Annotated in this window: 14 protein-coding genes; 13 read left to right on the top strand and 1 reads right to left on the bottom strand. The window is 39.3% G+C overall.

Annotated elements, in window-relative coordinates; genetic code table 11:
- Nucleotides 1-56 precede the first annotated feature (56 nt).
- The gene (locus tag ACVC7R_RS01545) at nt 57-1076 is read right to left on the bottom strand and encodes a hypothetical protein (RefSeq protein ID WP_447263227.1); all 1020 of its coding nucleotides are present in this window, start codon (nt 1074-1076) and stop codon (nt 57-59) included.
- 118 nt (nt 1077-1194) lie between these two features.
- On the opposite strand from ACVC7R_RS01545, the gene ACVC7R_RS01540 reads away from it, so the two are divergent.
- From ACVC7R_RS01540 to aguA, 13 genes are all read left to right on the top strand, one after another.
- Nucleotides 1195-1701 (top strand): YfbM family protein, encoded by a 507-nt coding sequence (locus ACVC7R_RS01540; protein WP_447263226.1) that lies wholly within the window; start codon nt 1195-1197, stop codon nt 1699-1701.
- A gap of 33 nt (nt 1702-1734) precedes the next feature.
- The gene (locus ACVC7R_RS01535) at nt 1735-2586 is read left to right on the top strand and encodes a CbrC family protein (protein ID WP_447263225.1); all 852 of its coding nucleotides are present in this window, start codon (nt 1735-1737) and stop codon (nt 2584-2586) included.
- Nucleotides 2587-2604: 18 nt separating this feature from the next.
- The gene (locus tag ACVC7R_RS01530) at nt 2605-3078 is read left to right on the top strand and encodes a hypothetical protein (RefSeq protein WP_447263224.1); all 474 of its coding nucleotides are present in this window, start codon (nt 2605-2607) and stop codon (nt 3076-3078) included.
- A 26-nt stretch (nt 3079-3104) separates the two neighbouring features.
- On the top strand, nt 3105-3659 hold the full coding sequence (locus ACVC7R_RS01525) for a hypothetical protein (protein ID WP_447263223.1): 555 nt from the start codon (nt 3105-3107) through the stop codon (nt 3657-3659).
- Nucleotides 3660-3669: 10 nt separating this feature from the next.
- A complete protein-coding gene (locus ACVC7R_RS01520; RefSeq protein WP_447263222.1) occupies nt 3670-4167 on the top strand; it encodes a hypothetical protein in 498 nt (165 codons plus the stop codon).
- A gap of 48 nt (nt 4168-4215) precedes the next feature.
- Entirely contained in the window at nt 4216-5010 is a 795-nt protein-coding gene (locus ACVC7R_RS01515) for a DUF4261 domain-containing protein (protein ID WP_447263221.1), read from the top strand.
- A 43-nt stretch (nt 5011-5053) separates the two neighbouring features.
- The gene (locus ACVC7R_RS01510) at nt 5054-5521 is read left to right on the top strand and encodes a hypothetical protein (RefSeq protein WP_447263220.1); all 468 of its coding nucleotides are present in this window, start codon (nt 5054-5056) and stop codon (nt 5519-5521) included.
- Nucleotides 5514-6530, top strand: coding sequence for a hypothetical protein (locus ACVC7R_RS01505; RefSeq protein WP_447263219.1), 1017 nt, complete (start codon nt 5514-5516; stop codon nt 6528-6530). The genes ACVC7R_RS01510 and ACVC7R_RS01505 overlap by 8 nt, the downstream gene beginning before the upstream one ends.
- A gap of 599 nt (nt 6531-7129) precedes the next feature.
- Nucleotides 7130-8584, top strand: coding sequence for an aminotransferase class I/II-fold pyridoxal phosphate-dependent enzyme (locus ACVC7R_RS01500; RefSeq protein ID WP_447263218.1), 1455 nt, complete (start codon nt 7130-7132; stop codon nt 8582-8584).
- A complete protein-coding gene (gene speE / locus ACVC7R_RS01495) occupies nt 8585-9445 on the top strand; it encodes a polyamine aminopropyltransferase (RefSeq protein ID WP_447263217.1) in 861 nt (286 codons plus the stop codon).
- Entirely contained in the window at nt 9442-10701 is a 1260-nt protein-coding gene (locus tag ACVC7R_RS01490; protein WP_447263216.1) for a saccharopine dehydrogenase family protein, read from the top strand. The genes speE and ACVC7R_RS01490 overlap by 4 nt, the downstream gene beginning before the upstream one ends.
- A complete protein-coding gene (gene nspC / locus ACVC7R_RS01485; RefSeq protein ID WP_447263215.1) occupies nt 10701-11828 on the top strand; it encodes a carboxynorspermidine decarboxylase in 1128 nt (375 codons plus the stop codon). Before ACVC7R_RS01490 ends, nspC begins: the two co-directional genes overlap by 1 nt.
- Entirely contained in the window at nt 11825-12910 is a 1086-nt protein-coding gene (aguA, locus tag ACVC7R_RS01480) for an agmatine deiminase (protein ID WP_447263214.1), read from the top strand. Before nspC ends, aguA begins: the two co-directional genes overlap by 4 nt.
- The last annotated feature ends 1 nt before the right edge of the window (nt 12911 follow it).

Raw genomic sequence — 12911 nt, 5'->3', positions numbered from 1 at the left:
CCTAAACGCTCATCTATTTGATTATATGCTTACTAATGACTAAAACTAACACTCCATCATTCCCACATGCTATGCTGGGCTCTGACTCCATAGCTATCAATCGAACCATCTGAATTGAATTTGGATTCAATACGGTATCTTTTCCAGAGGTCGTAATCTGCTGTTTGAATGGTTAGGATAAAGTTGTTATCCTTATCAGAGACGTTATAATCAGCTGGATTGACTTCAAAAATATCGATTAATTTTCGTGTTTGAAAATCTTGGAGCTTGAGATTTGCTAGCTTTACATGATTGATGGAAATTTTTTCTAGTTGCTTGTTATCCTTAGGTGTTCTGTAATAGGTGATGACGCAGTTTTTGAGCTGATCAGTATCTTTACCTGTGGGAGTAAGGATCATAAAGCCATAAGACTGATTGTCTCGCTTGACTTCAAGAAGTTGTCCGTAGTAGAAGTGGTCGTTTTTGGGATTGGTGATGGAAGTCTCTGGACTTTTATCTTCGAAGCTAAAGCCTTGGTCTAAAAGCTCGGAAGCCTTGCTCTCACCGATAATGACAGTAGTATCTTGAATGGTTAATGGAACAGGTTGAGCTGGAAGGCCACTCATCATCACGCAAAACATAAAAACATAACTCGTTAAAAAAGCTGTTCCGATAAAAGCGTTGGTTGATGCATAGGCATGACTGTTTTGAAAGTTTTTGCTTATAGCCAGTACAACAAATTTGCCAATACTTTTTAAAACCATACTAACAAGTACGATAAAAAATTGTTTTTTCAAACATTCATAAATGGCTTGAGGAAAGCTATTACCATGATAGTAGAAGCCAGCCAATACCAATAGATTTACGATTAGATAGATTAGAAAGAACCAATGAATCTCTTTAATGGCATTGGCATCAGTGATTTCTTCATAGTCAACGTGAATTCTTCCTTGAACAGCATGACCAAGTTTATAGATCCATTTTGGGACATCTTTCTCTTGTCTGACCGCAACTACAAGTCTGATATAGAGATAGATAGTAAAGGACAAGGATAGAAAGAAAAGAGCATAAAAAGCTAAAACAATACTAGTGAACATGACTGTTCCCCCTATTTAACATTCAATAAAACAATTTCTTAGCTCCATTATAGCATTTTCTATAGAAAAAGAGCTAGAAACATCAGTATTATCCTACAAGATTCAAAGGAGAAAAATCATGGGAATGATTGCCAATTATCAATATTTACCAGACAATGAATTAGAACAAATAAAAGCTCTTTCTAACCAAAAAGATGACTTGTTAGATTTTGCTGAGGACTCCGCTGATACTCATGATATCTTAATAGATATCGATAAGATGTGGGATGCCCTAGTCTTTGTCATGACAGGATTTAGTAGTTCAGAATTTTTGGATGACAGTCCCTTGAGAGAAGCGGTTTTAGGAGTGACTCCTCTAGAGGATGTATCTGAATATATCGCCTATACTGAAAAATCGAGAATAGCGGCTATCAGTCAAGCTTTAGAAGAATTTGATATGGACAAGGCTTTGAAAGACTTTAGTATGGAAGCTTGTAAAAAAGCAGACTTGTATCCTGATATTTGGGATTATCTTGAGGAAGAGGAAGAAATCAAGGATGAAATTCGAATCAGTTTTGAAAATATGAAAAAGTTTTACAAGCAAATCTTAAGTCTAGAAGGAAATGTTTTAGTTACCATTTGTTAATCAGAATTTATCCATGTAAGAAAAGGTAGTCAGATGAATCCATATTTACAAGAATATATCACCCTGACAAGGGAATACCATGCTCAAGATGGAAAGCCTTCAAGTGTCGCAGCTCTTTATGATTTGGCTGATGAATTAGCTAAGTCTGATGATTTAGATGCAAAGAAGGTCTTAGTTGACCTCTATGACCAATTGGGTCTCTACACTAGTGCCTATAGCTTATTGACCGAAATCTTAGACAAACCTGATCGAAAACAGATAAAGAAACTGAGCCGTTTACAAGAAACGAGTCAGAGTCATGGCGATCGTTTTGCCCTTCCTCGTCCTCTAAGAAAAGAGGAGAAGAAGCATAGGCAGAAGCTATTACAGTCTTTGCCGCATTTTATCTATCATCCAGATCCGTTGGCTACAGGTTCATTTGTTGAAGGAGAAGCTAAGGTTTGTCCATCTTGTGGGAAAGAAAGCAATATTTATTATGACTTGATCCCTTATTGTATCGAGGATATAGAATACCTTTGCCCAATGTGCATTGCAAACGGTCAAGCAGCTAAAAAATTCGATGCAGAATTTATCCAAGATGCCGAGTGGCAGGGTGAATTGGATCCAGAAAAGAATCAGTTGCTTTTTTGTCAGACCCCAGGCTACTCTAGTTGGCAGGGAGAATATTGGCTTTCTTGTTGCCAAGATTATTGTGCTTACTTGGGTACAGTTGGAACTCGAGAATTGAAGGCCATGGGAATCGCTGAGCAAGTCTTGATAGACTATGAAGCGCGTGAAGAATTTCAAGATATTGAAGACTACTTGGTCAAAGACGGGCCTATCTGTGGTTATTTGTTTAGATGTCTCCATTGTCAAAAATACCAGATCTGGGTTGATGCAGATTAAATCGAAATGTGATTAGCTATGAAAATTAAAGAGAAGACTATGGAAGAACTAGAATTATTCGAAGCTGCCTCCAAAGATTTATTTGATACTATGCAGGGATTTAAAGACAATCTATCTGCTCAATTTCCCCTATTAGATAGTGATAACTGGCAGTATGATAAGGGATCGATAAAGGTTTGTAAGGCTGATGAGTCAGGATTAAAAAAAAGATGTAGAGTCGGAGTCAGTTACAACTTGAAAATCTCCCTATCAAACGAAGATGCTGAACAAATCTGGTTACTGTTTAAAGACTGGTTCAATGCAAGTAGATTAAGTCTAGTTGAAAGAAATTCTAATAATGAGGATTTGGGAAGATATGTCTTCTCAGCAAGTTCCCCTCTAGGTGATCAGGTAGATTGTTCGCTTTATTTGCCAAATGAGTGGAATATCCCTCAGATTAGCTTTTCAGGCTATCTAACAGCTCGTTATAGGGCTTGTGATCTTGATAAATAGCAAAAATAAGATAGAGGTTTTTAGAGATGAGAAAGATTGATTGGGACAAGATAAAGACTCGCTTAGATGCTTTGCTAGTCATTGACGAATATCTGACAGATCCGAGTGAGGATTGGCTCAGACTCGTGATTAAGACTGAGGAAGACTATGGAGTTCGCTATCTTATTGACAATGGAACTGGTGATTCTTTAGATGTGATTTTGACTGACAAAATGATCCTCATAAAAGGTTTTGATCACGAGAACAGCTTAAGTCAGTTTGCTGCTGATGAGTGGAATCAAGACGTCATTAAAGGTTTTTATAAAGGACTGGATGAAAACTATCTCTCACTTTATTCTGAGGACCAAAAAGATGAAACAACTTTCTTTATCTGGTATGACGGTCAAGCGCATCAACACACTTACCAAGATCAGGATGGAGGAGAATGGTTGCTATCTTACCTCTTTGATAGCTTTGAGAGATTTCATGAGTTTGTGACTGACTATTATTCAATTACCGTAGATAAAGATTTACTTAGGAAACTCTACATGGAAGGACAACTCTCAGAGATAGAATTAAAGCAATTAATCATGGAGAGTTAAGAGAGTAATCATGAGAGTGAACTATAAAAATACACCTGAAAACTATCGAGCTATGGCAGAAACAATCATGCCACCATTGCTTAATTTACTCAAAAGTTTAACCTTGTTAGAAGAGGAAATTTTTGAGCGTAACAGAGCACTGGATAAGGAAAAAGAAGCCCTTGCCATCCCAGCAAATCAAGTTCATCCAAAGTGGAATGATCTTATGGATGACTATTTTCAGAGGCAAATGCAACTTCTAACTGGACGAGTGACCCAAAAATGCTTGGAAGGAGGAGTTCGAAATTCTTATGGCTCCCCAAGTGAGTATAACTATGTTAAAAGGAATGATTTCTCTGTAGATTTTATCATGACAAAAGCTGAAGAAGCAAGAGTCATCACCCATTATCAAGAAGCTTTAGAAATGAAGCACCAGTTTGTACTTAGATTGGTGGATGGGAATTGGCTGCTTGATGAGAAATTTTACGGTTTTGAGGATGAGGAAACTTGGTATGGCGACTTACTTTGAGTAAGAGAGCTTTGCTTTCCAACTGATATGAGAAAAAGGAGAAGTCCTGTGAATTTTTTAAAAAATCTATTTACTAGTAAGAAAGAAAAGTCAGAGAAGAAAAAACAACTGATCTTGTCCATGCCTCTTTTCAAAGGAAATCAAGCCTATTCTTTAGACCAGGTCGTTCAGGAATTGAAATCTCACTGGGAGCTTCAAGTTTCCGAAATTTCTGGGGATGATTCTAGTGCAACCTTTGTGATTGATGGTGCTCTTGTTGCGCTGGCTTTAATGGATTTGCCTATTCCAAGTCAAGAATTTGAAGAATTGTATGCCTATTCTTACCTCTGGCAGGATGTTGAGAAGGAAACACAGGAGCACACACAACACGCCATTGTTTCTATTTTGTCTGACAATCTTTCGCCAGTAGAAACTTATTCCCTATTAACTAAAGTCAATGCCTCTATCCTAAAAACTAGTCAATCAGCTATTGGTATTTATCAGGGTTCTACCACCTTGCTCTTGCCCAAAGATCTTTATCTAGACCTGGCTGACCTTTTGAAAGAAGAAATGCTTCCCCTTCAACTCTGGATTTATATGGGAATTATCAACCAGGGAGATAAAACTAGTATTTACACTTATGGTTTGAAAGAGTTCGGAAAAATTGAGATTGAAATTATCGAGTCTCCTATGAATAGCGATGACTTATATTATTTCCTCCTGTCTATTCTTCAGTATGTTTTAGGCAGTGATGTCACCTTAAAGGACGGTGAAACCATTGGCTTTTCAGAAGATCAAAAAATCAAAATCACTGAGTCAAAAGCTGTCTTTCTAGAAGGTAATTCCTTAAAATTAGATGTTTAGAAGATGATTTTCGATTGATTTCTCCACCTAGAATGAGGTTTTTATGAAACGTGATTTAAAAAAGTATTATCTTTACCGATATCTGGTCTATAGATTTGAAAAAGTTTCTTGTAAGAACCAAAGTCTCAAGGAAATAAAACCAGAAAATAAAGAAAGAATTTGTCTTGAGGCAACTCGAACGACTAGAAAGATTATTCTAGTCTTAGGAATTCTGTATGTTTTTCTAAATGCTGCTTTGTTCATTTACCTTAGAATCAGTGATTTCCAAAATCCTTTGTTTTTGATGTTTACGGACTACATCGACTATTTGGGACAGCGGATAAATGGAGACTGGGGTGGTAGTTTGCGGCAAAAGAAGGCTAGTTTTTTGATGATTGCTATACTGGCTTTACCGATTGTGCTGATAGAAGGCGGCCCCTTCTTCTTGATGGTTTTATTGATTGGGAATCGGATATTAAAGAGAAAGATAAGATTTGAGAGAAAAGATAAAGGAGTAGAGAGCCATGGCTAGAACGGTGATTATAGGTACCTTAATTGCTTATACAATCTTTAATTTACTACTCGGTCTGGGCTTTTATCTCTTTCTAAAAAAGAGGAAAGAGAATGGACAGTCATTGTACGAAACTCCTGTAAATCAACAAACTCGAACAGAAAGACTAGGTCTAGGTGAGATTTTGGTCTACCTGTCCCTGATTGCAATCGCGGGTATGTTTGCTTTTCAGACCTTAAATAGAGGTGGTGTGGGGAATTCTATTTTAGCTAAAATGATCCTCCTCCCAGCTATAATGGCTCTTTTCAATGCAAGAAAAAGGACTGGAAAGTCTTTACTTGCCCTCCTTATAACCTTTATGGTCTTTCTAGTAGGAGTTATGTTTAATATCACGATTGGTTTGCCACCTCAAACACCAATTTTGCAAATTAATGAAAGTAAAATCATTTTAGCAGAAACAAAAGCAAGTGATCTGATGGAAGCTGGGTTTGATATCTATGTCAGACAAGGTGATGGTGCTAGCGACTATGAAGAGCTCCTGACAGATGGCAGTTTCCAGAAGTATTTGGGCAATAAAACAGTCACTATCGAAAAAGGCTTCCGACTTGATAGCAATGCAGTCCCTTACGCTCCCTATCTTCTTGTAAAAGATGGTATTGTACTAGGAAGTATTTCCTTTTACGGTGCTGAGGACCAGAATGTGGCTTTAGAAGATTCTAAGGTTATTCAGGTTCGATTTAACAAGGATAGCATTGAAGCGGCTAAGAAACATTTTATCACTTTGAAATTGGATGAACTCGACTTGACTAGTCGACTGGATGTTCCACTTGTTCAAGAAACTTTCAAAAAGCATCTATGGTCAATTCCCCCATCAAATACAAGTGATGTCACTCAATTGTGGTATGGATTACAATGGGCTAGCAACAGTGACTCTCTATTTTGGAATGAGTATTACAGTCTTATCCGTCTAGATGAAAATTATTTGATGACTGATTTTGAACTAGCTGCCCAAGTAGCGCGAGATGAGTAAATACGATTTTGAAAAGTTGAATTTGCTTATGACTATCTAAAGGAATTAATTAATTTATTTAGTTCCTATTTTATTATTTAAAGGCAAATTTGAAATAGTTTTCAATTTTTGGGTATAGTAAAAATACGAACAAAAATGTAAATAATTTATAAAGTTTCCCCAAAATACTTTACAAACTTTTGTAAACATGATATAGTTATAAGGCTTAGAAAATGAGATGATGTTTTCTAGTAAATATAAACCCGAGTAAAAAATGCCTACGGACAGGCAGGGTTGAATGCCGAAGCGTGGTCGAAAAGCCACATTATTGATAGGGTTAAAAGCCTACTTTTATAAGTTGATGTTAGGACACTTGTCCTAATTCGTATAGATTTGTTAGTGTGGTGAAAGCACACGTCATCTTGTGAAACGATCAATAAAGTACGTAATATTTGCTACTAGAGAGTTAGGAAACATCAGGAACAGACATACTCAAAAGAAACAAACATAAAAACGTCAGAAGATTGTAGAGCAGGTGCCAACCTGCTCTTTTTTCATAAGTATCCTTTAGCGCCTTACACAAGGTGAAAAAAACTATGATAAAGGAGTATGTCTCTATAATGTTAAATCAAAACCAAGCTCCTATTTATGAGGGACTGGTCAAGTTACGAAAAAAAAGAATTGTACCTTTCGATGTACCTGGTCATAAGCGTGGCCGTGGGAATCCAGAGTTAGTCGAACTCTTAGGGGAAAAATGCGTTGGTATTGATGTCAACTCTATGAAGCCTTTGGACAATTTGGGACATCCCATTTCGATTATCAGAGAAGCGGAAGAACTAGCGGCAGAAGCATTTGGTGCTGCTCATGCCTTTTTGATGATTGGTGGGACAACTTCATCCGTGCAAACTATGATTCTTTCTACCTGCAAATCAGGTGATAAAATCATCCTTCCTCGGAATGTCCATAAATCAGCTATTAATGCTCTCGTTTTATGTGGAGCCATTCCCATCTACATCGAGATGAGTGTGGATCCAAAGATCGGTATCGCTCTTGGGCTTGAAAATGACCGTGTGGCACAAGCTATTCAGGATCATCCGGATGCCAAGGCTATCCTCATTAACAATCCAACCTACTATGGAATCTGTTCAGATCTTAAGGGATTAACAGAGATGGCTCACGCTGCAGGAATGAAAGTATTAGTGGACGAGGCACACGGAGCTCATCTGCACTTTACAGATAAACTTCCTCTATCTGCTATGGACGCAGGTGCAGATATGTCAGCCGTATCTATGCATAAGTCTGGCGGTAGCTTGACTCAAAGTTCGCTGCTTTTAGTTGGCGATCAGATGAATCCTGAGTACGTACGTCAGATTATTAACCTGACACAGTCAACATCCGCATCCTACTTGCTAATGGCTAGTCTCGATGTTTCTCGTAGAAACCTAGCCCTGCGTGGAAAAGAGTCCTTTGAGAAAGTTATTGAGTTGTCTGAGTATGCACGTCGTGAAATCAATTCCATCGGTGGCTACTATGCCTACTCAAAAGAACTAGTAGATGGTGTCTCAGTTTGTGATTTTGATGTAACCAAGCTGTCAGTTTACACTCAGGGGATTGGTCTAACAGGTATCGAGGTTTATGACCTCTTACGGGATGAATATGACATTCAGATTGAGTTTGGTGATATTGGGAATATCTTGGCCTACATTTCGATTGGTGACCGGATCCAAGACATTGAACGCTTGGTCGGTGCCTTAGCTGATATCAAGAGACTATACTCACGAGATGGGAAGGACTTGATAGCTGGAGAATATATCCAGCCTGAGTTGGTGCTATCTCCTCAGGAAGCCTTCTATGCAGATAGAAGAAGCTTAACATTAGACGAGTCCATTGGCCAGGTATGTGGGGAATTTGTCATGTGCTATCCTCCAGGTATTCCAATCCTAGCGCCAGGTGAACGCATTACACGAGAAATTGTTGATTATATCCAATTTGCAAAAGAACGTGGTTGTTCTCTACAAGGGACGGAAGACCCAGAGGTCAATCACATCAATGTTATTGAAAGAAAGGAGAACTAGATGGATTTATGGTTTTCTGAAGTTCATACTCCAGATGTCAAGTTAACGATGAGAACAGCCAAACAACTATATTCTGGTCAAAGTGAATGGCAGGATATTGAAGTACTCGATACTCCGGCTTTTGGAAAAGTGTTAATTTTAAATGGCCATGTTTTATTTTCAGATGCAGATGATTTCGTCTACAACGAAATGACAGTTCACGTTCCTATGGCTGTCCATCCAAATCCAAAGAAAGTCTTGGTTATTGGGGGTGGTGACGGTGGTGTTGCCCAAGTATTAACCCTCTATCCAGAATTGGAACAAATCGATATTGTAGAACCTGATGAAATGTTGGTAGAGGTTTGTCGAGAATACTTCCCAGATTTTGCTGCAGGACTTGATGACCCTCGCGTCACCATTTACTACCAAAATGGACTGAGATTTTTGAGAAATTGTGAAGATGATTACGACATTATTATCAACGATGCGACAGATCCATTTGGTCATACGGAAGGACTCTTTACAAAGGAATTTTACGGCAATAGCTATAGGGCTCTCAAAGAAGACGGAATCATGATCTATCAGCATGGTAGTCCTTTCTTTGACGAAGATGAGTCAGCTTGCCGAAGCATGCACCGCAAGGTCAATCAAGCCTTTCCAATCAGCCGGGTTTATCAGGCACATATCCCAACTAGTCCTGCTGGCTATTGGTTGTTTGGATTTGCATCGAAAAAATATCACCCTATTAAAGATTTTGACAAGGAAGGCTGGAAAAAACGCCAGTTATTTACTGAATACTATACTGCAAATCTACACGTCGGTGCCTTTATGTTGCCCAAGTATGTAGAAGACATTTTAGAAGAAGAGGAAGGAAGAAAATGAGTCGTTTATTAGTTATTGGATGTGGGGGCGTTGCCCAAGTTGCTATTTCAAAAATTTGCCAAGATAGCGAAACTTTTAAAGAAATTATGATTGCTAGCCGTACAAAGTCAAAATGCGATGACTTGAAGGCTAAATTAGAGGGGAAAACCAGTACTAAGATTGAAACAGCTGCTCTTGATGCTGACAAGGTAGAAGAAGTGATTGCCTTGATTGAAAGCTACAAACCAGAAGCTGTTTTGAACGTAGCCTTGCCATACCAAGACTTAACCATTATGGATGCTTGTTTGGCAACAGGTGTGCACTATATCGATACTGCCAACTATGAGGCTGAGGATACAGAAGACCCTGAATGGCGTGCTATTTATGAGAAGCGTTGCAAGGAACTTGGTTTTACAGCTTACTTTGATTACTCATGGCAATGGGCTTACCAAGACAAATTCAAAGAAGCAGGATTAACAGCTCTGCTTGGTTCTGGTTTTGACCCAGGTGTAACCAGTGTCTTTTCAGCTTATGCACTCAAACATTACTTTGATGAAATCCACTATATCGATATTTTAGACTGTAATGGTGGTGACCACGGTTATCCATTTGCGACAAACTTTAACCCAGAAATCAATCTACGTGAGGTTTCTGCACCAGGTTCTTACTGGGAAGATGGAAAATGGGTAGAAGTCGAAGCTATGTCTATCAAACGCGAGTATGATTTCCCTCAAGTTGGGCAAAAAGATATGTATCTTCTTCACCATGAAGAAATCGAATCACTTGCCAAAAACATTCCAGGCGTTAAACGGATTCGTTTCTTTATGACCTTTGGTCAGTCTTATCTAACTCATATGAAATGCTTGGAAAACGTTGGTCTCCTTCGTACTGATGCTATTAACTTCAATGGACAAGAAATCGTTCCAATCCAATTCTTGAAAGCCTTGCTTCCAGATCCAGCCAGCCTTGGACCACGTACTGTCGGTAAAACAAATATTGGATGTATCTTTACAGGTGTCAAGGATGGTGTTGAAAAGACTATCTACATCTACAATGTTTGCGACCATCAAGAATGCTACGCAGAGGTTGGTTCACAAGCTATTTCTTACACGACAGGTGTTCCAGCTATGATTGGGACAAAATTAGTGATGGATGGCACTTGGAAACAACCAGGAGTTTATAACCTTGAAGAGTTGGATCCAGATCCATTCATGGAAGCTTTGAATCAATACGGTTTGCCATGGGTTGTGGTTGAAAATCCACAAATGGTGGACTAATGAAGCTAGAACAAGTACCAACACCTTCTTATATCATTGACTTAGCAAAACTAGAAGAAAATTGTAGCATTCTACAAGAGGTTGGGGAAAAGGCTGGTTGTAAGGTTTTGCTAGCTCAAAAGGCTTATTCTCTCTATAAAACCTATCCTTTGATTAGTCAGTATCTGTCAGGTACGACAGCTAGTGGACTCTATGAAGCTAAGCTAGCCAGAGAAGAGTTCCCAGGAGAAGTTCATGTATTTGCACCTGCTTTCAAGGAATCAGATATGGAAGAGCTACTGCAAATATCTGATCATATTGTTTTTAACTCAGAGAGACAACTACGAAAATATGGTCAACTTTGTCGTGAGGCTGGTATCAGTGTCGGTTTGCGCATTAATCCACAATGTTCAACACAGGGTGACCACGCGCTTTATGACCCTTGTGCACCTGGATCCCGTTTTGGAGTGACTTCAGACAAGATCCCAAGTGATTTGTTGGATTTGGTTGACGGACTTCACTTTCATACCCTCTGTGAGCAAGGGGCAGATGATTTGCAGACAACGCTGAAAGCAGTAGAAGAGCAGTTTGGTTCATATCTACATCACCTTAAATGGCTCAATATGGGTGGTGGACATCACATTACCAGAGATGACTATGACCTAGATCTGTTAATTTCTGAGATTAAACGAATTCGAGAAACTTATAATCTTGACGTTTACATTGAACCTGGAGAAGCCATTGCACTGAATGCTGGTTATTTAGCGACTGAAGTCTTAGATATCGTGGAAAATGGGATTGAGACCTTGGTGTTAGATGCTTCAGCAAGTTGCCATATGCCAGATGTTCTTGAAATGCCTTATCGTCCCCCGTTGAGAGATGGTTTTGAGGCACAAGAAAAAGCCTATACTTATAGACTTTCTTCCAATACCTGTCTAACAGGGGATATCATTGGGGATTACAGCTTTGAAAAACCGATTGAAATCGGCGATCGCCTCTATTTTGAAGACATGGCTATTTACTCATTTGTCAAAAATAATACTTTTAACGGTATTGGACTTCCAAGTTTGTATCTCATGGATAAAGAGGGTGAGTGCAGTCTAGTCAAAGCTTTTGGTTACCAAGACTTTAAGGAGAGATTATCATGATAGAGACTCCAAAAAAAGCAGGCTACCGTATGCCAGCAGAGTATGAACCCCACCATGGGACTCTCATGATTTGGCCTACTCGACCAGGGTCTTGGCCTTTTGAAGGCAAGGCAGCTAAGAAGGCTTTTAGCCAGATAATCAAAACAATTGCTCAAGGGGAAACAGTCTACCTTTTGGTAGAGCAGGACTATTTAACTGAGGCGCAATCCTGTCTTGATGATAAGGTCGTTTATCTGGATATCCCGACAAATGATGCTTGGGCTCGTGATACTGGACCGACAATTCTCCTCAATGATAAAAGGGAAAAGTTGGCAGTAGACTGGTCTTTCAATGCTTGGGGTGGTGCTGTTGATGGTCTCTACCAAGACTATGAAGCAGATGACCAAGTAGCCAGCCGATTTGCAGAAGTCTTAAATATACCTGTTTACGATGCCAAACCATTTGTGCTGGAAGGTGGAGCTATTCATAGTGACGGTCAAGGAACGATCCTTGTTACAGAAAGCTGCTTGCTTAGTCCGGGTCGCAATCCTCACCTGACTAAAGAGGAGATTGAAAAGACCTTACTAGAGAGCCTTGGTGCCGAAAAAGTCATTTGGTTGCCTTATGGTATTTATCAAGACGAAACCAATGAACACGTCGATAATGTTGCAGCCTTTGTTGGCCCTGCAGAGCTTGTTTTAGCATGGACGGACGACCAAGATGATCCCCAGTATGCCATGTCTGCAGCTGATTTAGCTCTCTTAGAGAAGGAAACTGATGCAAAAGGCCGTCCCTTCACTATTCATAAACTCCCGATTCCAGCTCGTCATCAAGTCGTTACAGAAGAAGATTTGCCGGGCTATACTTATGAAGAAGGAGAAGAGGAGCGCTATGCTGGGGAACGTCTAGCAGCTTCCTATGTGAACTTTTACATCGCCAATAAGTCGATTTTAGTGCCACAATTTCAGGATATAAACGACCAAGTAGCCTTGAATATTCTGAGCCAGTGTTTCCCAGACCGTGAAGTTGTCGGCATTCCTGCAAGAGATATTCTCTTAGGCGGCGGAAATATTCACTGTATTACCCAACAAATCCCAGAATAGG

This window comes from Streptococcus sp. Z554 (genome assembly GCF_053010305.1).
The sequence above is the reverse complement of the archived record's forward strand: the minus strand, read 5'-3'. Positions and strand labels throughout refer to the sequence as shown.

Excerpts from the sequence above, each read along its gene's own strand:
- ACVC7R_RS01545 (WP_447263227.1), bottom strand. The coding sequence starts at position 1,076 with ATGTTCACTAGTATTGTTTTAGCTTTTTATGCTCTTTTCTTTCTATCC.
- ACVC7R_RS01540 (WP_447263226.1), top strand. The coding sequence starts at position 1,195 with ATGGGAATGATTGCCAATTATCAATATTTACCAGACAATGAATTAGAA.
- ACVC7R_RS01535 (WP_447263225.1), top strand. The coding sequence starts at position 1,735 with ATGAATCCATATTTACAAGAATATATCACCCTGACAAGGGAATACCAT.
- ACVC7R_RS01530 (WP_447263224.1), top strand. The coding sequence starts at position 2,605 with ATGAAAATTAAAGAGAAGACTATGGAAGAACTAGAATTATTCGAAGCT.
- ACVC7R_RS01525 (WP_447263223.1), top strand. The coding sequence starts at position 3,105 with ATGAGAAAGATTGATTGGGACAAGATAAAGACTCGCTTAGATGCTTTG.
- ACVC7R_RS01520 (WP_447263222.1), top strand. The coding sequence starts at position 3,670 with ATGAGAGTGAACTATAAAAATACACCTGAAAACTATCGAGCTATGGCA.
- ACVC7R_RS01510 (WP_447263220.1), top strand. The coding sequence starts at position 5,054 with ATGAAACGTGATTTAAAAAAGTATTATCTTTACCGATATCTGGTCTAT.
- ACVC7R_RS01505 (WP_447263219.1), top strand. The coding sequence starts at position 5,514 with ATGGCTAGAACGGTGATTATAGGTACCTTAATTGCTTATACAATCTTT.
- ACVC7R_RS01500 (WP_447263218.1), top strand. The coding sequence starts at position 7,130 with ATGTTAAATCAAAACCAAGCTCCTATTTATGAGGGACTGGTCAAGTTA.
- speE (WP_447263217.1), top strand. The coding sequence starts at position 8,585 with ATGGATTTATGGTTTTCTGAAGTTCATACTCCAGATGTCAAGTTAACG.
- ACVC7R_RS01490 (WP_447263216.1), top strand. The coding sequence starts at position 9,442 with ATGAGTCGTTTATTAGTTATTGGATGTGGGGGCGTTGCCCAAGTTGCT.
- nspC (WP_447263215.1), top strand. The coding sequence starts at position 10,701 with ATGAAGCTAGAACAAGTACCAACACCTTCTTATATCATTGACTTAGCA.
- aguA (WP_447263214.1), top strand. The coding sequence starts at position 11,825 with ATGATAGAGACTCCAAAAAAAGCAGGCTACCGTATGCCAGCAGAGTAT.